Below are 22216 nucleotides of genomic sequence, written 5' to 3'. Positions count from 1 at the left end.
ACATGGGTCTTGAGCTCAAGCACGAATTCTCGATGTGGGCGTCGCTCAAACCGCCGATCGACTTCGGCGCCGGACCGCTGGGCCAGAGGATCTTCGCCGAAGTGATCGAGGGCGCGGCGACCGGCGACCGGTTCAACGCCCAGGCCGTCGGCGGCGGCGACTGGCTGCTATTCGCACCGGATGGCTACGGGCGCATAGATGTTCGGCTGCAGTTCGCCACCGAGGACGGGGCCAACATCTACATGCAGTATGTCGGGCTGCTCGAGATGAACGAAACCGTCGCGTCCGCGCTGGCATCGGGCAGCGCCACTTCATTTGAGGATCAGTACTTTTGGACCACACCACGGGTCGAGACGGGCGACCCGCGCTATGCCTGGATGATCCAGAGCGTGTTCGTCGCCCGCGGCAAGCTGCGCGAAGGTTTCGGGGTGGAGTACGAGGTCTTTCGGGCCGGTTAGGAATCGGTGAGCACCGCGCGGGCCCGCGACAGGTCCGGCCACGAACTGTCGGGTGCGAACATCGCGACCGCATCGGCCAACACCTGCCGCGCCGCATCACCGCGGATGGCGTGGTCGTCGAGTGCGGCGCGCAGCGCGAAAACCGGTGCGCCCTGCCTTCGAGCCGTTTCGAGCGCGGTCCGCAGATCCTCGCGTTGGGCAGCAGGATCGGCGCGGGTCGCCGCCCGCACGCGCAGCAGCTCGGCGTCGTAGTAGTGCATCAGCGTCTCGTCGGCGAGCTGCAGACCGGCGTCGAGCCGTGCCCGCGCGGCGTCGAGTTGACCGGTCGCGACCAGCAATCGGGCCGCGTGTGCGTCGAACGACGGCACGAAAACCGTCGCGCCGAGGTGCCGGCACACCTGCGCCCAACCGGTCAAAGTCGCGATCGCCTGCGGTATTTCGGGGGCGTCGCGGTGTCCGTCGGTCAGCTGCGTCGCGGCCGGCACATAGCCGGCGAACGTGGCGCCGAGGGCGGCCCACTGGTCGAAGCCGTGGTCGGTGGCCCGTTCGACCATGTCGGCGGCCAACTCGCCGGCCCGCTCCAGCATCCCGGTTTCGAGGCAGATCCAGATCTGGACGTACCGCAGATAGCACATGCTGTACGGACCCTGCGGAAACTTCAGGTCATCGGCGCGACTCTCGCTGCGGGCCAACGCATCTTCGGCTCCGTCGAGGTCACCATGCACCCACCGGGCCAGCGCAAGGCTGCACAGCCCCAGCACCACCGGGTCGTGCGGCATGAACCACTCGGCCTCGACGTCCCTGCTACCGCGGGCGGCCATCAGGCGGTCGGCCTGCTCCTGCATGGCGAGCGCCTCGCCGAACTCACCGCGAAACCACGCCAGCGTCGCCGCCCCGCCGAGGTTCTCGGCGCGCCACCACTCGCGTCCGGCGTCGACGCCGATTCGCAGCGAATCGACGATCCGTTGTGCCCGTGTGAAATCGGCCCGGGTCACGTAGTACGTGAACAGCGCCATCAAGGTCGCGAACAACCCGTCGGCGTGCGGGTCGGTGCCGCACAGTTGAAGGCACCGTTCGAAATCGGCCACGGTCTGTGAGCTGCCCGGCCCCTCCGCGGCGGCGGCGAGAAATCCGCGTCGCAGCCGCAGGTCCATCTCCATGTTGTCGCGTTCGGTGTCGTGAGCAAGCCCGTCGAGCAGATCCAACGCGCGGGCGAGGTATCTGCGGGCTTCGTCGAGGGCGCCCCGTTGCCGGGCCACGGCTGAGGCCTGTTCGTATGCCATCACCGCGTCGTGGTGGCGGTGGGCCGCTTCGAAGTGCGCTGCGATGACGGGCCAGTCCTGCGAGGAGGCGGCGATCAGCGCGTCGGCGACCCGGCCGTGGAGCCGCTGGCGAATGCTGGGCGGCGGCAGCTCCGCCGCGACCTCGCGCAGGAGTTCGTGACGGAACCGCCACGCGTTGGGACCCGCAGGCTCGAGCACCGTGGCGTCGCGAAGTTCGGCGAGTACCCGGTCGAGCTCCTCGTCGGCCATGGCGACCACCGCGCGCAGCAGGGTGCGGTCGAACAGCGAGCCGATCGTCGCGGCCGCCTCGACCACCTGGAGCGCCGAGTCGCTGGAGCGCAGCCGAGCGAACAGCGCCTCGTACAACGTGTCGGGAACCTGTTGGGAGTCCGCGGCATCGACCGGCTGCTCCTTCAGCTTGGCGACCACCTCCTCGATGTAGAGCGGTACGCCGTCGCAGCGCCGCCGAACGGTGCTGCGCGCTGCCGGCGGCAGTTCGTGGTGCAGCGTGGAGATGAGCGCATCGGTCTCGGCGTCGCTGAGCGGGTTGAGTTCGAGCACTCGGTAGTTGGTGGAGTCGGGAAGCGACGAACGATCCCGCGACGTCATCACCACCAGCACGTGGCCGGGGTCGGCCTCCAGAAGCCTGCGGACCACCTCGGTGGTCGAGGTGTCGAACCAGTGCATGTCCTCGACGACCAGCAGGGCGCGCCCGGCACACATGCACGCGGTCAGGTAGTCGCCGACGGCGTCGGTGATCTGCTCGTGCAGTTTGTACCCCTCCGCGGGCGCCGGGTCGTACCCGGTGGCCGGTGAGATGCCGAGCACCGGAGCGAGTTTGGAGATCACGGCGTCGACGTCCATGCCCTGCGCATCCAGTTCGTTGCGCAACAGGGCGAGCCGCTCCTCAGCCGACGAGCCGCGGGCGATCGCGCACCTGCGCTCCAACAGCTTTCGGACCGGATGCAGACCGACATCCGCGTGAAGGGGTGACCCGAACAGGTGCAGCACCACGTCGTCGGGCCCGTCGGTCATCGCAACCGCTGCAGCGGCAAGCCTGCTCTTTCCGATACCGGGTTCTCCGCAGAAGGCGATTCCCGGCGGGCTCAGTGCGCCCGCGGCCGCCTGCTCCGACGCCGTTCGCAGACAAGCTGTCTCGTGCGCCCTGCCGACCAACGGGCCGGATGACACGCCGATGCTCTCACGTTCACCGATGGGCCGGTACGGGATGAGCTCCGCGTCGATGCCCTTGACCCTGTGAGGTTCACCCGCCTCGAGTTCGAACGTGTCGCGCACCAACCGTTCGACCGCATCGGAGACCGCGACTGTTCCGGGTGCGGCGATGCTGCACATCCTGGCCGCCAGGTTGGCGGCGAAGCCGTACACGTCGTCCTGCGCCGTGTCGAGATAGACCAGGCCGCGATGGATGCCGACGCGCACGTCGATGCCGAAGCCGAAGCGCCGTCGCACCCGCTCGGACAGCTGCGAGACGGCTTTGGTGAGGTCGAGCCCGGCCTGCACGGCCCGGCGGACGTCGTCCTCGTGCGCGTGCGGATGGCCGAACACCGCGAGCAACCCGTCACCCTTGGTGTTGCCGATGTGACCCTCGTACCGGTTGACGATGCGCAGCACCTCGTCGCGGTAGCCGCCCACCACCGTGCGATAGGTCTCCGGCTCGATGCGGGTGGACAGGGCGGTGGAGTCGACCAGATCGGCGAACATGATCGTCAGGCGCCGTAGTTCGCCGTGGTCGGCGGGCGCCGCGAGCAGCTCCTCGGCGTCGACGTTGGCGTGATCGACGGCCAGCACCTGGCCGGCGAGGGCGTCGGCGGTCGCCCGGTCGCCCCTGTTGATGGCGCTCACCGCGCGATCGAGCAGCTCGTCGATCGTCGACCGGTGGCTTCCAGGGTCGTTCACTGTTCAATTGTGACTGCCCTACGGCAGATAGAGACCCCGAATGCGGTGGAACCTGCCGTGGCCCAGGATCACGTTGGCCGCCTGCAGCCCCGACAGAACGGCCGACTCGATGCATCCGGAGTTCAGGCCGGAGTCGGTCCAGTCGCCGGCCAGGACCAGATTGTCGTATCCGGCTTCGTCGGGGCGCAGCCGATAGTCGTCGGTGCCTGGCAATGACAGTACGTAGCGGTCGGACGGGTCGATGTTCACGCTGAGGTGCTGAGTGGCCAGCGCCTCAGCGCCGCGGCGACCGTCCGCGCCCGCGAGGAGATGCCAGGCGAAGCCGTCGTCGGTGACCGCACCGGGCAGGTGTACGCCGACCAGGTTGTCGAGGAAATTCAGCGCCTCGGTCTCGGCGATCTGCCTGCAGCGCTGGGCGTAGGCGTCCTGATCGATGGCGGGGGACCACTCGACGTCCAGCGCGCCGCAGAAGTAGGCGACGGTCTGCGGCCGGTCGTGGGCGGGCCAGTCCTCGGCCCACAGTGTCTGCGGCATCGACGAAAACGTGTCGATCGGGGGGATGTAGCCGCTGGTCGTGATGGCGGGTGCGGCCAACCCGAGTTCGGTGTGGCCGGGCCGCAGCCAGATCTGCAGGCCCTGGGTGGCGATCGTGCGTACCCGCGTTGTCATCTCGCGCCACTCGGGGCGGTCGGCGATCAGTTCCTGCGCCACCACCTCGAGCATGCCCAGCGAGACGGCGAGCACCACCCAGTCGAAGTCGACACCGCGGCGCAGCACCCGGGTCTCGGCGTCGTCGCGCGGGCCGAAATGCGATTCGAGGTGACGCGTATCGGCTTTGGGCTTGATCTGTTCGGCGAGTGGGGTGTCCGGGAAGACGGGAAGCTCACGCACCCGGGTCAGCGGCTCGTAGTGGGACACGCCGTCGGCGAGCCAGACCTGGCGCCCCATCGTGATCGCGTCCACGTACTGGCGGCGGGGATCGAGGTGCAGCGCGTCGACCCGATGAAAGAACTCGAACTCGACTCCGCGCCTTCGCAACACCTCGTAGAGCGGTGCCATCACGACGTCGCCCATACCGGCGGTCATCTTCCAGAAGATCGCGCCCTTGTAGGTGAAGAACATCAACCCGACGAGCAGCATCCCGACCCCCGCCGAGACGGTGGGCCGCTCGAGCTGACCCTTCTCGTATCCGAACACCATGTTGTACATGGCCCGTAACACGGGAAACTCCAACACCTCCGGGTGTGCACCGTGCCGGAGCACCCAGCCGCCGTAGTCCTCGTCGTTGACCGACCGCAGGCCGCGAGGATCGGTGACCAGGCCGTCGGCCAGGACTCCCCGCACGGTCGCGGTCAGCAGTGACAGCAGCGTCCAGGACAAGCGGTGGTCCGCGCGACGTTCGTAGTCGAGGATGTCGCGGATCGCGTCGAGCGCTTGGGTCAGCACACCGGCGGCGCCGTCGCCGGCCGGTTGAGGGTCGGCCAGCGCGATCAACGCCGCCAGCGCGGCACGCTGCACGGTATTCAATGTTCGCTTCGACGTGGGCTTTTCGGGTGATGCCGACATGGTGAGGCCGGCGTCGCCCATCGTGCGCAGGGACTCGGAGAAGTCGAGTATCAGTTGCAGGGCGCGTTCCACGAAGTGCGTCACGGTCAGCTCGCCTGCCGCGGCGTCGGGTTCGCCGGGCAGTTCCTCGTTGCCGGTGAACCGGCCCAGCCACAGCCGCCATTCGCCCTGCCACCGGTCCGTCGCCCCGACGTCGTTGGCGGGAACGAAGGCCTGGTCCCAGGTTCGGATGGGCACCGACGGATCGGTGTGCGCGCGGTCCAACTCGGCATAGCATTGCCGGATCAACGCGAACGCGTTCTCATACGAGCCGATCCACACGTGCAACCCGTGCTCTTCGATGCGGCCGTTCTCGCCGCGGCTGGATGCGCCCTTGCCGCCGAGGCGCCAGCCGCGTTGGTAGACGGTGATCGACTCGAAGCGGTCGCGCCATCCCGGTTCGCTCAACCGCCACGCGGCGGTCAGGCCCGCCATGCCCCCGCCGAGGATGGCGATGCGTTCCTTCTTGCGGGTCACCCGAATTGTATTGTCACAGTGGAACTTCCACGACCACCGTCTGGACGACCGCGCCGGTGTCGTCGAGCACCTCGACGGCGCCGACGTACATCCCGCTGATCATCCCGGCCGGATGCGCCGCGACGTAGAACTCGGTCTCGCCGGGCTCCAGTACCCCGCCCGGTGCTTCCTTTCCGGTCTCGTCGTCGATCGGGACGAAGAACTTCAGATGGCTGGCCGGAATCGGGTCCACCGTGCCAGGCCGAATGAGGCCGGGGGCGCGGATCCTGAGCGTGCGCCGTCCGGCACCGCCGACGGTGTACCTGTCGGAGTTGATCGCGTTCTTCTCGAACGGTGCGGGACCGATCAGCGCCGTCTCGGCCAACTCGGTGCCTCCGAGCAGCGCGATGTCGGCCAACTGGACCATCGCCTGGGCCCAGATGGTCGGGCTGTTCGGGTTCTTGTCCAACTTGTCGGCGGTGTCCTGCGCCACCTTGCTCGTCTGCCGCAGCATCCGGCGGCTGATCGACTCCATCGCGTCGGCGACGAGCCTGCGTCCCTCGGCGGCGTCCTGGTCCGGCGGGGCGCTCGGCGCGTCCACGCCCAACACGTCTTTGGTGGCCTGCAGCCCGCCGGTCAACGCCAGGTCCACCATCTTCATATACGAGCCGACCAGCTTGGCCGCGGTGAAGTTGTCGAGGTCCGCGATCGTGTCCTTGGCGATGACCCTCGCCTGATCGACAACGTCTTTGGCGGTCGCGGTCAGCCGTTTGGCGACGACGTTGGGGTCTTCCATCGTCCTGTTCTCCTCGCCTCAGGGGGTGGTGGGCGCCTTGGGGCGGAAGTTCTCGACCGCCGTGTCGAACGCTTCCTTTGTTGCGGTTTCGATGCCGGTGACCACCATCTCGTTCAGCTTGTCGATGTCGACGAGATCGATGCCGTCCTGCCAGCGGACGGCGTACTCCTCGGCGAACCGGCCGGCGTCGTCCAGGCGCCTCTTGATGAGCTCTGTTGTGTCGGCGCAGTATTCGTCGCGCAGGTCAGGGGGGAGCTCGGGCACGACGACGCGCCATGTCGTCGACGTGTCGGGCTGCGGCTTGCCGATGAGGTTCGAGTTGGCGAACGGCGCCGCCGACCCCGTGTACTCGGCGGCGTGAAGGAACATGTCGGTGGCGTTGGTGGCCCAGCCGAGGGATTCGGCGAGTTTGGTCATCGCGGTCGCGCTCAGGCCGCTGATCAGCAGTTGCTTGCTGGTGCGCACTTTGACGCCCTTGTCCGGCTGCCCGGCGACCGCGGGTTTGATCCAGATGTAGCCGTTGTCGACCAGCACCAACTTGTCACGCTCGGGGTCGGCGTTCTCGTAGTCCATGTCGTAATTGAGGAACAGCCCATCCGGGTGCTCCTGCTTCCAGAACTTCAGCGGGGTCTCCAGGCTGTAGCGGGTGCAATCGCCGCTCACCGACTCGAGGATGCGCGACCACCCACAGGCGTCGGGCGTGCTGTCCAGTCGCATCTCACAGAAGAAGTCCGGCCAGAAGCTGCTCCAATTGACCGGCTCGATAACGGATTTCAACGTCTGGTAGGTGATGTCGGGCCATTCGGCCGTGGTGGTGACCACGCTGCAGTACTCGCGTTTGACCTTCCGCAGCCGCGAGGTGCTCTTGATGGATGCCACCGAGGGGGCGAGCGTTCCCGACATCAGCCGCAGCTGATCCCAGAACGCGGGCAGCTGATTCACCCTGGTCTCGAGCAGCGAGCCGGCGAGTTCGTTGGCGGCTTGCCGCCCAACCCTTTCGGAGTTCACCGACGGCGCGGAGGCGATGGTGCGCTCCAGCAGGTTGACCTCCTGCCTGCGACCCACCCCGGCCAGCGTCAGCCGATCCAACACGTACGCGGCCGCGATGGCACGGTATGCCCAGGTCGGCGGCAGCGGCCCGCCGTCGTCGTCGTCGAAATCCGCGAGCGCCTCCTCGAGGCTGGTCGGGGTGACCCGCTCGGCACCGGTGCGGTGAGCGTCGAAGTAGCGGATGAGTTCCCCGTACCAACCGCGCTCGCCCGCGCTGCCGGTGAGCCCGACGAGGTCGGTCGTCATGGCGCGCAGAGATGCGCGGCTCTCGGTGGGGTTGATCTCGGGATCATTGAGGGTGGCGAGGTCCTCGGTGATCGCACCGTAGAGGGCCAAGACCGACTGTCGTATAGCCATTGCCCCGCCTCTCGCTAACGAACGCCTTAGCATACCGTTGTGCGGCCCTGGTGCCGGGCCGAATGCGGGGAGGATCCGAGTGGTCAGCGACCAGATTCGAGACGACGGAAGCATCGCTGACCTGCCGTGGGCCGCGGCGTTCGATCCGGCCGCCAACGCCAGGGTGCTGAGCTCGGTACAGGCCCGCGGGTTTCGGGCCGCCACGGAGGTCGTCAACCGGTTCGTCCGCATGGCCGAGGAGGGGTTGAACGGCGGCGACGCGGCGTCCGGGGGCTCGGCCGTGACGGCAGGCCGCGACGTGGATCGGGTGGTGTCGGCGTGGCAGAAGGTCGCCGATCAGCTCATGCGGTCGCTCACCGGGACCGCGCCGGCAACTGGGCCGGCATCTACCGACGAAGCCAGGCTCGACCTGGCCAACGCCAGTTCCAGTGGGCAGCTTGTCCTTGTCGCCGAGCAACCCGGCGCGGTCGCGACGGAGGTGTGGCTGCACAACGGTGGCGCGGCCGACATGGGCAAGGTGCGGCTGCGCTGTAGCGATCTGCTGTCGCACGACGGCACGGTCATCCCCTCGGCGGTGGTGCGTTTCGAACCCGATGTGGTGCCGATGTTCGCCCGCTCCAGCCGCGGCGTGACGGTGGAGGTCGACGTCGGCGACGACGTCGCACCCGGCTGTTACCGCGGCACGCTCCTGGCCGACGGACACGCCGACGTCTGGCTGCCGATAGCGCTGACCGTGCGCTTCAGCGACGCATGACGGACGCCGCCGAACGGCAGGACCTCATCACCGAAGTCGAGACCCGTCTTCGCCGGGTGGCCCGCACGGTGCGACGCTCGATGCTGGACGCCATGCCCGACGGTGAGCCCGTCCAATGGCTGTACGGCCCGATGCGGGAATACCCGTCGCGCCCCGGCAAGGCGCTTCGGCCCGCACTGTGTCTCTCCGCAGGCCGGGCATTCGGCGGCGACGCCAACGACCTGCTGGGCATCGCGGTCGCGATCGAACTGCTGCACAACGCTTTTCTGGTGCACGACGACATCGCCGACGGCAGCGAGATGCGCCGCGGTCGACCGACGCTGGCGGCGACCCACGGCATGGCCGCGGCGCTGAACGCGGGCGACGGGCTGGCCATCGTCGCGAGCCAGGTGCTGCGGCGCGCGACCCGACGGCTGGACCGCGATCTGGCCGACCTGGTGTGGGGTGAGTTCGACACCATGGCGCTGCGCACGTTGGAGGGGCAGGCGACGGAGGTGGGTTGGCAACTCGACAATGTCGAGAACGTCACCCCCGAGGACTATCTCAACCTCATCATGCACAAAACCTGTTGGTACACGACGATTCACCCGCTGCGGGTGGGCGCCATCGTCGGCTCCCGCGGCACCGCGGAGCTGACCGGGCTGGTCCGGTTCGGCTTCCACTTCGGCGCGGCGTTTCAGATCCGCGACGATCTGCTGAACCTGCTCGGCGACGAGAAGACCTACGGCAAGGAGATCCTCGGCGACCTCTTCGAGGGCAAGCGCACGCTGCCGCTCGTGCACCTGCTGTCGACCGCCACCACCGCCGATCGCGCGCTCGTGCTCGATCATCTGCGCCGGACGCGGGCCGAACGCCGTATCGAGACCGTCCGCACCATCCGCGCCTTGATGGACGACTACGGCAGCATCTCGTTCACCAGCGAGTACGCCGAGGGCATCCTGCTGGTCGCCGAGGAGTACTTCGAGCAGGCGTTCGCCGACGCCCAGCCCGGACCCGATCTCGACTTCCTGCGCGCCCTGGTGCCCTACGTGTGGGCCCGCTGGCGCTGACCTCTTTTTGCGCCGAGTGTGGGGTCGACGCACGCCAACCGGCACATTCGCGTGCGGGTAACCCACGTTCGGCGGCGAAGAAGGCGAAGAAATCGGTGACAACCGGGCTCCCGTCCCGCCGTTAGGCTGAGTCGCGGGGGAGGGGAATGGCTCGGGACCCGACGACCAGACTGCAGCTCAGCGGCTACCGCTTCCTGGTGCGGCGGATGACGCACGCCCTGGTCCGCGGTGACGTCCGGATGCTCGACGATCCGCTACGCGCACAGTCGCTTTCCCTGGTCACCGGCTGCGTGCTGGCGGCCGTCGCCGTCGCCGTCTGCGCGATCCTGGCGTTCCTGGGACCCAAGAGCGCGCTGGGCACTGCGCCGATCGTCATGGTGCGTGAGTCCGGCGCGCTGTACGTGCGGATCGGCGACACCACGCATCCCGCGCTCAACCTCGCCTCCGCCCGGCTCGTCGCCGGGACGGCAGCCACACCGGAACTGGTCAGCGCAGCCGCCGTCGACGCCGCGAAAAAGGGCGCGCTGGTGGGCATTCCCGGCGCCCCGGACACGTTGGCACCGCCGCTCGATGCGACGGAATCCGACTGGACCGTGTGCCAGGACACCGCGTCGACCACCACGGTGCTCGTCGGGGCCGACGTCGAACACCTGGATGCCTCTCGCAGTGCCCTCGTCGTGGCAGGCGGGGAGGGCGCGGCAGCGACATATCTGCTCTACGACGGGGTGCGCGCACGGGTGGACCTGCGCAACCCCGCCGTGGTGCGTGCGTTCGAACTCGACGGGGTGAAGCCCCGCGTCGTCTCCCCGGCGTTGCTCGACGCGGTGCCTGAGGTCCCCGAACTCGCGGTTCCCGTCATCGCGAACGCCGGAAGAGCAGGACCGTCCACCTTGCACGGGCTCGCCGTGGGCACCGTGGTGCGACTGCCGCAGGCGGACTCGACCGAGTACTACGTCGTGCTCGGCGACGGCGTGCAGCGCATCGGTGCGGCCGCCGCCGACCTCATCCGGTTCAGCTACTCCGCGGGCCTGCGCGATATCGCCGATGTCGAGCCGGGCGTCATCGGGTCCGTGCCGGTGGTCGACGACCTTGCAGTCGGCCGGTTCCCCGACCGCGGGGGAGTGTCCGACGAACCCGTGCTGTGCGTGCGGTGGAAGTGGTCGCCCTCGACCCGATCCGTGGAACATGCGGTGCTGGTGGGTGATTCGCTCCCCGTCGGCGATATCGAGGCGGTCTCGTCGCTGGCGCAGGCCGACGACGCGGGTGCGGGAATCGACCGCAGCTACCTGCCACGAGGTCGCTCGGCCTACGTGAGGGCCTCCGGCGTGACGGGCGAAGGCGCGGACACCGGGGCGCTGTACTACGTCGACGGCTCCGGCGTGGTGTTCGGGGTGCATGACGCCGACGCCGCGGAGCGCCTCGGGCTGCCCGATGCGCCGGTGCCCGCGCCGTGGCCTGTGCTCGCCGGGCTGCCACGCGGACCGGAACTCAGCGTCGCGGCCGCCTCAGTCGTGCGCGACAGCCTGGGGCCGCCGTCGTAACCGTGTCACCGCGATCAGGGCCGCCGACATCGCCACACAGATCGCCGCACCGCGCAGCGCGATCCGTCCGGGCCGCGCGTCCGGCGGGTCGGCGGCCGGGACCGACACCCGACGTGGCGGCGGGATATCCGGGTTGGGTCGCGGTGCGGGGTTTCCGGTCACGGCGGCGACCGGGTCGACGATTCCATGCCCGACAACAGGATTCCAGCCGCCGGCGGGTTTGCGCGCGGTGTCTTCGATGCGCTGCATGACCTGTCGCGCCGTCAGCTGAGGTGAGCGCGACCGCAGCAGCGCGGCGACTCCCGTCACCACCGGAGCGGCATAGCTCGTGCCCGCGATCGGGGTTGCGCCGCCGGCCGTGGGCATTTCGTCGACGAGCCCCTCCCCATCGGGATCCAGCGACACGATCGCTTCACCGGGAGCGGCGACATCGACCCAGGGGCCTGCCAAGCTGAACTCCGACGGAGCACCGTCGGGGCCCACCGACCCCACCGTCAACACGTAGTCGTCGTACCACGCCGGGCTGACCACCACCCGCACGTCGGCCCAATCGGGACGGCCCGCCCACGCGGGGTCCACCGGGTTCTGCTGCGGGCATTGTCCTGGGCCGCCGACGTTTCCGGCCGCGGCGACGACGACGGCGTTCTTCACGTCGACGGCGTAGGCCAGCGCCGCGCCCAGAGCGCGGTCGTCCAGCGCGTCCTCGGCGGGCAGGCACGCGACCGAGGACACGTTGATCACCGTGGCGCCCATGTCGGCGGCGGTGCGGACCGCCTTGGCGAGGGTGTCGACGTCGCCGAACCCCGAGCCGGTGGTGTCGTCGGCGGCACGGAACTTGGTGCTGGACTGGCGGATACCGATGATCGTGGCGTCGGGTGCGACACCCTGAAACGCGCCGTCTCCTGCGGCGCCGACGATGCCGGCCACGACCGTGCCGTGACCGTCGCAGTCCTCGGTGCCGTCGCCGCTTGACACATAGTCCCCGCCGGGGACGAGGTGGGGCAGCAGCCGGTGTCGTGACACCCCGGTGTCGATCACCGCGACCGTCTGCCCGCCGCCGCGGGTCAGCTGCCACACCGACGGCAAGCCAAGGTCTTTGAGCTGTGCTGTCTCGGTCGGCTCGGTTGTGTGCGCCGGCGACACGCAGGGCTCATGTTGCCGGGTGGGCTGCGGCGGCGCGGGTGAGGCCGCGCGGGGGAGCAGCGAGTCGTCGACCGCGGGCGGGTTCACCGCCGCCGCAGGTGCTGCCGTGCACACCGGCAGCACGACCAACCACACCGTGAGCAGCAGCCGCGTGGCTCTCATGCCAGACCCATGGCGCGCACCCCGCCGTAGACGCCGGCGACCCAGCAGGCCAGCGGTACGACGGCGGCGACAGCGACGTACTCGGCGACCTCGACCGCACGGCGCAGCAGGGGGCCGGGGGTCAGCCCGATCGACCGGCCCAACCCCGCTGCGCCCGCCGCGGCGGCCAGCAGGCTGAGCCAGTGTGACTGCGCGGGCATCGCGGCGGCGGCGATCGCGAAACAACACGCTGCCAGAACGATTCCCCCGACTCCGAGCGCGGTGCGCCTCGTTGGATCGACGTGTGTGCGCGTCCGCAGCAGCAACACGACGGCCATGACGGCGACGAACAGTGCGGAGTTGAGCTTCGCCGTGTGGCCGGCCAGCGCTTCGAACGTGAGCAGCGCGCAGCCGAGTGTCGCAGTCGCCGTGGTGCCGACGACCATCCCCGTCAACGCCCGGTGCGCCTGCGACACCCGATCCCCGTCGATGACCTGCTCTTCGTCGCCCGGCGGCGCGGGGCCGACTCCGGTCACCAACATCGAGATTCGTGGCGCCAGTGCCATCGCCGCGAGCGATACGGCGGCGAGCGAGGCGCCGATCGTGGACGGCGGAAGACGCCACCCGGCCGCGGCTCCCGTCACCGCGGCGGTCAACGCGGCGGTCGTGGCGATCGTCGTCAACCACACCGTCGCGCATCGGGTCAGGCGCAGCAGCACCGTCGACATCGACAGCGCTGCCGCCGAGGACAGCAGAACATGCGCGGCGGCCGGGCCGGCAGGTACCGCGACGTATCCGGTTGCGGCGGCGAACATCACCGCTGTCACGCTCAACGCCGACGCCACCGCGCCGCCGGTGTGCGCCCGGTCGGTCACGACCGCAGCCACCGCCGCGACGACCGCCACCCCTGCCGCCGTGACCAAACGGGAAGTCGTCGACGTGCCCGGCCACCCCAGCGCGGCGGCGGACAGCGTTGCCGCGGCGAGAGCACCCGTCACGGGGAGCAGCGTCGAGGGCTCGCCGGATTCGGTGAGCTGGGCGGCGAGCAGGCCGACATCGCCCGGTGACCATACCGGCGCCGGTGGCGCGGCGGTCGTTAGCAGCAGCATCGCGCCGTCGTCGATGTCGTTCTGTTCCAGCGTCATCGACTCGTCCAGCGGAGCGCCGTCGATTCGCACGAGCCGCCACCGGATACCGGTCTCGGCCGCGATCGCACCGTGTGCCAGGTCCACGATCGACGGCATCAGTTGACACAGCCGGATGCCGCATGGCAGCGCGAGGTCCACCTCGTGAAAGCCGTCATCCCGATCGTGCTGAACGGTCAGTCGGCACAGTCCATTTCGCATCGCGTCCCCCCGCAGTTCGCCGCGCACGGTCACCGTAACCCCGCCGACGGACTCGCACGCGCGCCAATTTCTTGGGGCTGGGGATGGAACCGAACCGGCGTTCACGGCGTCCAATGTGCGATGGAGTTTGTTCGCGAAGGGCGACTTCCGGTGCCGCCGATGGCATCCGGTGACCTGGTCGTCGAGGCCCCGCCGCAGGTGCCCAAGGCGGCGCCGGTGAACCCGCTTGCTCGCCTGATGCCGCTAGCCCTGCTGGTGGCAGCCGTCGGCATGATGGTCTTCTATTTCAGGTCCGGCGTCGGCGGGCGCAATCCGATGTTCTTGTTCTTTCCGGTGATGATGCTGGTTTCCGTGCTCGGCACTGTGGCCTACGGTGCGCGTGGCGCGAACCGCTCCGCCGAGCTCATCCGGGATCGGCAGAGCTATCTGCGATACCTCGACACGCTGGAGACCGCGATCGCACAGGCCGCCGCAGGCCAGCACCGGTCGCTGTGGTGGCACCACCCGGACCCCGACACACTGTGGACGCTCGCCGGCGGCCCGCGGATGTGGGAGCGCAGAGGCGAGGACGCCGACTTCGGCCATGTCCGGATCGGGATCGGCGAGCAGCCCCTGTGCACCGCGCTGGTGACGCCCGCGCCGGCCGCCACGGAAGAGCGCGATCCCGTCACCGTCGATGCGGTGCGCCGGATGATCTCTCGGCGCGCGACCGTCACCGATGTACCGCTTGTGGTGAGGCTGTGCGAGCACCGGGTGGTGAGCGTCGACGGTGATGCCGAAACCGCCCGTGCGCTGATCCGGGCCATGCTCTGCCAGCTTGTCGTCGCCCATGCACCCGGCGACCTTGCCGTAACCGCGGCGGTCGGCCCCGGCACCCGCGACGAGTGGGACTGGCTCAAGTGGCTGCCGCACTACAAGCATCACCCGTGCCCTTCGTGGTCCGTGGTGGTCTTCGACGGCGGCGCGACAACGGCTTCCGACAACGCAGAGCTCGACGGCGAGGTCACCGTCATCGAGGTAGGCGCCGGGCCGGCCGGGAACGCGGACGGGCTGCGCCTGCATGTCGACGACCTCGCACGTCCCGATTCGCTGTCGCGGAGCCAGGCGGTCGTGTGCGCGCGACGCCTGGCGCGTCATCGCCTCGCCATGGCATCCGACCGTGCGCCCCACTCCGATCCGGTCCGAGGCTGGTTGGATCTGATGGGCATCGACGATCCCCGTCGCATCGACCCCGAGCGGCAATGGGCGTCGACTCGCGGCAGGCGCATCAAGCCGATTCCCATCGGCGTCGCCGAGGACGGATCTCCGGTGTACCTCGACATCAACGAGGCCGCGCAGAACGGCATGGGCCCACACGGGCTGTGCGTGGGCGCGACCGGTTCGGGTAAGTCGGAGTTCCTCCGCACGCTGGTGCTGGGAATGGCCGCGGCCCACCCACCCGAGGCGCTGAACTTCGCGCTCGTCGACTTCAAGGGTGGCGCAACCTTTCTCGGGATGCATCGGGTACGGCACGTCGCCGCGATCATCACCAACCTCGCGGAGGAGGAACACCTCGTCAGCCGGATGAGCGATGCGCTCGCCGGAGAGATGCACCGTCGCCAGGAAGTGCTGCGGGCGGCAGGTGGATTCGCGAACGTCGCCGACTACGACCGTGCCCGCGCGCACGGTGCGCCGCTTCCGCCGTTGCCCGCCTTGTTCGTCGTCGTCGACGAGTTCTCCGAGCTGCTGAGCCAACATCCCGACTTCGCCGAGCTGTTCGTGGCGATCGGCCGGCTCGGCCGCTCGCTGGGCATGCACCTGCTGTTGGCCAGTCAGCGCCTCGACGAGGGCAGGTTGCGCGGCCTGGAAACCCACCTCTCGTACCGGATCTGCCTCAAGACGTTCTCCGCCGCCGAATCCCGCATCGTGCTCGGCGTGCCCGACGCCTACCACCTGCCGAGCAGGCCGGGCGCGGCCTACCTCAAGACGACCTCGGGCGACCTGACCCGGTTCCAGACGGCGTTCGTCTCCGGCGCCGCCGATCGAGCGGCGGCCGACGACGACGGGGAACCGCTTCTGCCGCGGGTGTTCACCGCCGACCCGACGCCCCGCGCCGCTGTCGCTGTAGCTGTCGCCGAGAACACCGAGAGGCAGGCCCAAGGACGCACGGTGCTCGATACGGTGTTGGACCGGTTGGCCGGGCGCGGAACCGCGGCACATCAAGTGTGGTTGCCACCGTTGGTGGACTCGCCGACGCTCGACATGCTGCTCGGCGGCATGGGCGGGCTGCGGGCACCGCTCGGTCTGGTGGACAAGCCTTTTGAGCAACGTCACGACGTGCTGACCGTCGACCTGTCCGGCGCCGCGGGCAATGTGGCGATCGTCGGCGCCCCACGGTCCGGCAAGTCGACGGCGCTGCGCACGATGATGCTGGCACTGGCGGAGTCGAACGACCCGGCCGAGGCCGGGTTCTACTGCCTGGATTTCGGCGGCGGAGCCCTGTCGTCGCTGCGCGATCTGCCGCATGTGGGCACGGTGGCGGGCCGACGGGACGTCGCGCTGTGCCGTCGCACGGTCGCCGTCATGGAGTCGGTCATCCGCGCCCGAGAGGAACGGTTCACCCGGCTGGGCATCGACTCGGTGGCCGACTACCGCGCGCGACACGCCGCCTGCGACCCGGCCCTTCGGGAGGACTTGTTCGGCGACGTGTTCCTGGTCGTCGACGGGTGGGCCACCCTGCGTCAGGAGTTCGACGCTCTCGAAGGCCCGATCACCGCCCTTGCCGCACACGGTCTTTCCTACGGCGTCCACGTCGTCGTCACGGCTTCCCGGTGGGCGGAGCTGCGGCCCGCGTTGAAGGATCAGATCGCGACGCGCATCGAGTTGCGGCTCGGGGAACCGGCCGAGTCGGAGATGGACCGCAAGCGGGCGCGCCTACTCGGCACGGCGGGGCCAGGGCGCGGTGTCACCGCAGACGGCCGCGAGATGCTGATCGCATTGCCGCGGTTCGACGGTCGCGCGACGGTGGACGGCCTCGGCGAGGCGGTCGCGGCCGGTGTCGCGCGGCTGCGGGACCGGTACGGCAGTCGGTGCGCACCTGCGGTCGAACTGCTGCCCGACCGTATCGGGCTGTCCGACGCCGTCGCGCCCACCAGTGAGCCGCCGGCCGTCCCGCGCCTTCTCCTCGGTATCGGTGAGCGCGAACTGAGGCCCGTGACAGTCGATTTCGCCGCGCAGCCGCATCTGCTGGTGCTCGGCGAGGTGGAGTCGGGTAAGACGTCGGTGCTGCGGCTGCTCTGCCATCAGATCATCTGCGGTGCGAGCCCCGAGCAGGCACAGATCGAGATCGTCGACTTCCGCCGTTCGCTGCTCGGCGTCGTGGAATCCGAACACCTCGCCGGCTACGCCGCGTCGCCGGCCGCGCTGACGTCGCGTCTGCGGTCGCTGCTGGCTCGTCTGGAGGCCCGGATGCCGGGGGAGAACGTCACGCAGCAGCAGTTGCGTAACAGGTCGTGGTGGACGGGTCCACACCTCTACGTCGTCGTCGACGACTACGACCTGGTGGCCACATCGACGGGAAACCCCTTGACCCCGCTCGCCGACTTCCTGCCGTACGCCAAGGATCTCGGCCTGCATGTGATCGTGGCGCGTCGGTCCAGCGGTGCTGCGCGGGCGATGTTCGACCCGGTGCTGGCCCGGCTGCGTGAGCCGGGCTGCAGCGGTTTGATGCTGAGCGCCGACCCGGAGGAGGGTGTGCTGCTGGGTGCCGTCCGGCCGGCACCGCTGCCGCCCGGCAGGGGAACGCTGATCACCCGCGGCGACGGCCACCAGCTGATCCAGGTCGCCTGGGTGGACCCGCCGTGACCGAGTCGGTCATCGAAGTGGGTCCGGCCGGCATCGGCGGCGTCAACGACGCGCCGCCCGAATGGGTCTCGACCGCACTGGAGTCCATCGACGACACCTTCGCGCTGCTGGACGAGCGGCTCGTGTCAGTACCGGAGCTGTGGCAGGACGTGATGCGCGCCGTCGCCGGAGGCGGATGTGAGACGTTGATCGCGGTCTGCCCGACGTGGTGGCCGCCGTCGCGCACCCACCGGGTGCATGAGGCCGCGCAGACGGTGGCGGCCACCGTCGTGCTCCGGCAACGCACCGCGGTGCTCCGCCGAAGCGCTGCGGTGCGGCGAGCGGCTGTCGTCGAGTTGGCAGACGACGTCGTCGTCGTCACACCGCCCGACGTGCGCGCGACCGTCATCGCCCGACAAGGCGGCGCGACGATGGTCGCAGACGCGGTGGCCTCGGCGGTCGGCATCTCACCCGTGGCGCTCATCGATGCGCCGGCCGGTGTCGCGGACGCCGAGCGCACGGCCGCGTTGATCGCTGATCGGCTGCGCGGCAACGAAATACAGATTCTGTTCGCCGATGAGGACGCCGTGCGGTGTGCGGCGTCGCGATCACAGCGGACTGTCGAGGCCACCCCGGGTGTCGGGATCCGGCGACGAAACCCCCGCGCGGCGGCGGCTGTCGTCGGTGTGGCATCGGCGGCCGCGGTAGCGCTCGGCGGGATCGCCGTGCACAGCGGAACGAACGGCTATTCCCGCACGACAACGGTTTTGGTCGAGGGTCGGGTCGGCATCGTGGTGCCCGCCGACTGGCCGCTGCGACACATCACGTCTGGGCCGGGATCCGCCCGGCTACAGCTCACGTCCCCGTCGCACGAGGGCCTCGCCCTGCACCTCACGCAGTCGACCGCCGATCCCCACGACGGCCTGACGGGGGCCGCGAGTTCACTGCGGGCAGCGCTCGACACCGAAAATGACCGCGCTTTCGTCGATTTCGATGCCGCCGGTCACCGTGCGGGCCGCGACGCGGTGACATATCGAGAGGTCCGGCCACCCCACGCGGTCGCATGGGCGGTGCTGGTCGACGGTGCGGTCCGGATCGCCATCGGCTGCCAGAGCCCCGTCGGAGGTGAACACCTGGTGCGTGAGGTCTGCGACCAGGCGATCCGCTCCGCGCAAGCGGTGCGGTGAAAAACTGCGTCGGCGATGGAACCGAACGGCCGGTGCTTGCGTCGAACCAGATAACGGCACGACGAAAGGAAGCCCATGACGACACCCGCAGGCGGTTCGCTCAACACCGACTTCGACCTCATGGCCGCCGTCGCCGACAAGACCGATGCGCGCAACGACGAGATCAGGGCGTTTCTGCAGTCGTTCATCGGGCGGATGAGCAGCGTGCCGCCGTCGGTGTGGGGAGGCGTCGCCGCCGCCCGGTTCCGGGAGGTGGTGGACCGGTGGAACTCGGAATCGCTGAAGCTGCACACCGCGCTCGCGCGGATCGCCGAGACCATCCGGCAGAACCGGCAGACGCTGCTGGAGGCCGGTGAAAGCCACTCGCAGCGGCTCGGCGCTGTCGGCACGGAACTCTGAGGCGCCCGGCATGGACAACGCACTTTCGTACAACTTCGGCGAGATCGAGTACACCGTCCGCCAGGAGATCCATGCCACGTCGGCGCGGCTCAACGCCGCGCTCGACGATCTGCGCACACAGATCGCGCCGCTTCAGGAGGTCTGGACACGCGAGGCGGCCCAGGCCTACCGCGTCGAGCAGGCCCGCTGGGAGCAGGCGGCGGGGGCGCTCAACGACATCCTGTATCGCCTGGGCAACGCGGTTCGCGACGGCGCCGACGACGTCGCGGCCACCGACCGCGGTGCCGCGGCCGCCTGGGGTTCCTGAGCCCTGCGAGACTCTGTGCGGCCCCGCATCGGTGGGGAGACGATCGGGGCCGCACAGTTCACCCTGGAGGGCGTTTTGACCTGCGACGACGCTCGCGGGTAAGCTGCCTCGTTGGCGTGCGGAACGCCGGGCCTCGGGTCAATGTCGGTCGCCGAGGGTTCACCGCCCGCAACCGCCCTGACCGGCACCAGGAAACCCGAGAAGAGAGGTATGCGCTGTGCCTACGTACACGCCGAAGGCGGGTGACACCACGCGGCAGTGGTACGTCATCGACGCCACCGACGTGGTGCTCGGCCGGCTCGCCGTCGCGGCAGCGAATCTGCTGCGGGGCAAGCACAAGCCGACATTCACGCCGAATGTCGACGGTGGCGACTTCGTCATCGTCATCAACGCCGAGAAGGTCGCGATCAGCGGCAACAAGGCAGACCGCACGTTTTTCTACCGCCACTCGGGTTATCCCGGTGGTCTGCGTAAGCGGTCGCTCGGTGACGAGATGCAAAAGCACGCCGATCGCGTCGTCGAGAAGGCGATCCTCGGCATGATTCCCCACACCAAGCTGGGCCGCCAGGTGAAGAAGAAGCTGCGCGTCTACGTCGGGCCGGATCATCCGCACGCCGCCCAGCAGCCGATTCCGTACGAGATCAAGCAGGTGGCCCAGTGACCCAGCCAGTTGAGACGACCCCCGACACCGACACCACCACCGCCCCTGCCGAGGCCGAGGCCGAGGCCCCGCGTGAGCCAGTGGTGTTCGACCGCCCCGTCCAAACCGTTGGCCGCCGCAAGGAGGCCGTGGTGCGCGTGCGCCTGGTGCCCGGCACCGGGCAGTTCAACCTCGACGGGCGCAGCCTCGAGGACTACTTCCCGAACCGGGTGCACCAGCAGCTCATCAAGGCTCCGCTGGTGACCGTGGATCGGCTGGAGAGCTTCGATATCTACGCCCACCTCGACGGCGGTGGCCCGTCCGGTCAGGCCGGCGCGCTGCGGCTCGCGATCGCGCGTGCGCTGATCCTGGTGCAGCCCGAGGACCGGCCGGCACTGAAGAAGGCCGGCTTCCTGACCCGTGATCCGCGGGAGATCGAACGCAAGAAGTACGGCCTCAAGAAGGCCCGCAAGGCGCCTCAGTACAGCAAGCGCTGAGCGACTGTCAGCAAAACCGCCGGGTTTCGCATGGGGGCCCGGCGGTTTTGCTTTTCGGGGGTGCCGATCGCGCGGTCGCAAAATGCCTTGCGATTCCCAGTAACGTTCACGGCGGTACAGAACGATTCCTGAAAGAGGGCCTCAGCTGCGGTCGATCCGCAGGCCTTTACCTTTCAGTTAATTAGAGCAGCGCATTATACGCGCGATATGCGTTCGCATTCTTAAATTTTGGTTTGACTTCACCATGATCGTGTAACCCGTTTGTTCGGAAGCAGAGGGCCTTCCGCCGGGCAGGCAAACCTGTCACCGTCGGCGGAGCGCACGTCGGGGGCCGTCACCGTTGCTTCCCCAACGAAGGGAATAACCCATGCGGAACATTGTGAAGAGAGCGTCGACAGGCGCTGTAATCGGCGGTTCGCTGCTTTTCACCGCTGGGCTGGGCCTGGCCAGCGCGCAGCCGCTCAACCTGCAGGACGGTCTCGTCAACGTCGGTGTCGGTGACGTCACGATCCTCGAGGACGTGAATGTCGGGGTGGCGGCGACCGTGGCCGCAGCCGTTTGCGACGTGGCCGACATCGGCAGCATCAATGTGCTGGCTGAAGCGGTCGACAGCGGAACATCGCCTTCCGAGACCGTTTGCGACGTGCCGGGTGGCGAGATCACCCTGACGCAGAACGCCGGAACTCCCGGCCAGTCAGGCCAGGCGCCTGGTGGATGTCCGGCACAGGCTCCGGGCAACCCGACGCCGGGCGGTCCGAACCGCTAAGTGATGGCCAACCTCACCGCCCGCATCCATCTCGGGTGCGGGCGGTGAGTCGTGTCGGTCGCCGTGAATCCGAATTTCTTGTGAATGTCTGGTTTGGCCCGATGGGTGGTGCGGGAAATCCCCTCCGGGCGGCATGGGCGCGCGCGGCGCGCCGGCGGGCCATTCCTGCCATTCGGCGGCCGCATGAACTTTCGGCAAGCCGGATCACTGCTGCTCATCGACGAAGGAGTATCGAATGAGGAAAGTCGTGAAGAACGCTGCTGCTGGCGCCCTGATGGGCGGATCGCTTCTGTTCACTGCCGGGTTGGGCGTCGCCACCGCGCAGCCGGATGCCACCCAGACCGACCGGGTCAACGTGGCGATCGGAACCGCCGGTGTCCTCGAGGACGTCAGCGTGACCGACGCGGCGCAGATCGCTGCGGCGCTCTGCGACGTCGAGGTCTCGCAGGTGAACTCGGTTGTCGAGTCGGTGGTGACCAACGGCGATGAGCAGGTCGTCTGCACGAACAACCTCGGCTCGGTCAACATCCAGCGCGGCGGTCCGGGACAGTCCGAGAGCCCGGGCCAGGCTGAGTCCGCCCCGGGCGCCGCAGAGGTCCCCGCGGCGGAGGTCCCCGCGGCGGAGGTCCCCGCGGCGGAGGCCCCCGCGGCTGAGCAGCCCGCTGAGGGCCAGAACTAACTGAACAGCGTCCACCGCCCGTG

The 22216-nt window shown here is 69.0% G+C and carries 18 protein-coding genes; 12 read left to right on the top strand and 6 right to left on the bottom strand.

The features are described 5' to 3' along the window. Positions 1-2: 2 nt before the first annotated feature. Positions 3-458: a DUF3237 domain-containing protein gene (locus MELE44368_RS06685; protein ID WP_128107792.1), complete on the top strand. Its 456-nt coding sequence runs from the start codon at positions 3-5 to the stop codon at positions 456-458. On the opposite strand, the gene MELE44368_RS06680 is transcribed toward MELE44368_RS06685, so the two are convergent. Genes MELE44368_RS06680 through MELE44368_RS06665 form a run of 4 tightly spaced genes read right to left on the bottom strand, consistent with a single transcriptional unit; the run spans position 455 to position 7922 of the window. Further along, on the bottom strand, positions 455-3658 hold the full coding sequence (locus tag MELE44368_RS06680; RefSeq protein WP_128107791.1) for an ATP-binding protein: 3204 nt from the start codon (positions 3656-3658) through the stop codon (positions 455-457). The genes MELE44368_RS06685 and MELE44368_RS06680 overlap by 4 nt on opposite strands. Positions 3659-3676: 18 nt before the next feature. Next, on the bottom strand, positions 3677-5740 hold the full coding sequence (locus MELE44368_RS06675) for an FAD-dependent oxidoreductase (RefSeq protein WP_128107790.1): 2064 nt from the start codon (positions 5738-5740) through the stop codon (positions 3677-3679). Between the two features lie 13 nt (positions 5741-5753). Then, a complete protein-coding gene (locus tag MELE44368_RS06670; RefSeq protein ID WP_128107789.1) occupies positions 5754-6515 on the bottom strand; it encodes a hypothetical protein in 762 nt (253 codons plus the stop codon). A gap of 18 nt (positions 6516-6533) precedes the next feature. After that, positions 6534-7922 (bottom strand): hypothetical protein, encoded by a 1389-nt coding sequence (locus tag MELE44368_RS06665; protein ID WP_128107788.1) that lies wholly within the window; start codon positions 7920-7922, stop codon positions 6534-6536. A 79-nt stretch (positions 7923-8001) separates the two neighbouring features. On the opposite strand from MELE44368_RS06665, the gene MELE44368_RS06660 reads away from it, so the two are divergent. From MELE44368_RS06660 to eccB, 3 genes are all read left to right on the top strand, one after another. Then, positions 8002-8676: a hypothetical protein gene (locus MELE44368_RS06660; RefSeq protein WP_241566503.1), complete on the top strand. Its 675-nt coding sequence runs from the start codon at positions 8002-8004 to the stop codon at positions 8674-8676. Beyond that, positions 8673-9725 carry a polyprenyl synthetase family protein gene (locus MELE44368_RS06655; RefSeq protein ID WP_128107787.1) on the top strand — a complete coding sequence of 351 codons (1053 nt, stop codon included), beginning with the start codon at positions 8673-8675 and terminating at the stop codon, positions 9723-9725. The genes MELE44368_RS06660 and MELE44368_RS06655 overlap by 4 nt, the downstream gene beginning before the upstream one ends. Positions 9726-9871: 146 nt before the next feature. Next, entirely contained in the window at positions 9872-11266 is a 1395-nt protein-coding gene (eccB, locus tag MELE44368_RS06650; RefSeq protein WP_128107786.1) for a type VII secretion protein EccB, read from the top strand. Here the strand turns inward: eccB and mycP are convergent. Beyond that, positions 11231-12571, bottom strand: coding sequence for a type VII secretion-associated serine protease mycosin (gene mycP, locus MELE44368_RS06645; RefSeq protein WP_128107785.1), 1341 nt, complete (start codon positions 12569-12571; stop codon positions 11231-11233). The genes eccB and mycP overlap by 36 nt on opposite strands. Next, the gene (eccD, locus tag MELE44368_RS06640) at positions 12568-13929 is read right to left on the bottom strand and encodes a type VII secretion integral membrane protein EccD (RefSeq protein WP_128107784.1); all 1362 of its coding nucleotides are present in this window, start codon (positions 13927-13929) and stop codon (positions 12568-12570) included. Before eccD ends, mycP begins: the two co-directional genes overlap by 4 nt. 126 nt (positions 13930-14055) lie before the next feature. Here eccD and eccCa point away from each other — a divergent pair, with 126 nt between their 5' ends. The 8 genes from eccCa to MELE44368_RS06600 all read left to right on the top strand — a co-directional run bounded on the left by eccCa (position 14056) and on the right by MELE44368_RS06600 (position 22193). Next, positions 14056-17739: a type VII secretion protein EccCa gene (eccCa, locus tag MELE44368_RS06635; protein WP_164890046.1), complete on the top strand. Its 3684-nt coding sequence runs from the start codon at positions 14056-14058 to the stop codon at positions 17737-17739. After that, positions 17736-18905 (top strand): type VII secretion-associated protein, encoded by a 1170-nt coding sequence (locus MELE44368_RS06630; protein WP_128107782.1) that lies wholly within the window; start codon positions 17736-17738, stop codon positions 18903-18905. Before eccCa ends, MELE44368_RS06630 begins: the two co-directional genes overlap by 4 nt. Before the next feature lie 75 nt (positions 18906-18980). Further along, positions 18981-19304 (top strand): WXG100 family type VII secretion target, encoded by a 324-nt coding sequence (locus MELE44368_RS06625; protein WP_128107781.1) that lies wholly within the window; start codon positions 18981-18983, stop codon positions 19302-19304. 10 nt (positions 19305-19314) lie between these two features. Beyond that, the gene (locus MELE44368_RS06620) at positions 19315-19611 is read left to right on the top strand and encodes a WXG100 family type VII secretion target (protein ID WP_128107780.1); all 297 of its coding nucleotides are present in this window, start codon (positions 19315-19317) and stop codon (positions 19609-19611) included. Positions 19612-19828: 217 nt separating this feature from the next. Continuing rightward, entirely contained in the window at positions 19829-20272 is a 444-nt protein-coding gene (gene rplM, locus MELE44368_RS06615; protein ID WP_046751038.1) for a 50S ribosomal protein L13, read from the top strand. Continuing rightward, positions 20269-20748 carry a 30S ribosomal protein S9 gene (gene rpsI / locus MELE44368_RS06610; protein ID WP_164890045.1) on the top strand — a complete coding sequence of 160 codons (480 nt, stop codon included), beginning with the start codon at positions 20269-20271 and terminating at the stop codon, positions 20746-20748. Before rplM ends, rpsI begins: the two co-directional genes overlap by 4 nt. A gap of 367 nt (positions 20749-21115) precedes the next feature. Continuing rightward, positions 21116-21514 carry a hypothetical protein gene (locus tag MELE44368_RS06605; RefSeq protein ID WP_128107779.1) on the top strand — a complete coding sequence of 133 codons (399 nt, stop codon included), beginning with the start codon at positions 21116-21118 and terminating at the stop codon, positions 21512-21514. 235 nt (positions 21515-21749) lie between these two features. Further along, the gene (locus MELE44368_RS06600; protein WP_128107778.1) at positions 21750-22193 is read left to right on the top strand and encodes a hypothetical protein; all 444 of its coding nucleotides are present in this window, start codon (positions 21750-21752) and stop codon (positions 22191-22193) included. The last annotated feature ends 23 nt before the right edge of the window (positions 22194-22216 follow it).

It is taken from the genome of Mycolicibacterium elephantis DSM 44368 (assembly GCF_004014805.1).
In the GTDB taxonomy this organism is placed as follows: domain Bacteria; phylum Actinomycetota; class Actinomycetes; order Mycobacteriales; family Mycobacteriaceae; genus Mycobacterium; species Mycobacterium elephantis.
The sequence above is the reverse complement of the archived record's forward strand: the minus strand, read 5'-3'. Positions and strand labels throughout refer to the sequence as shown.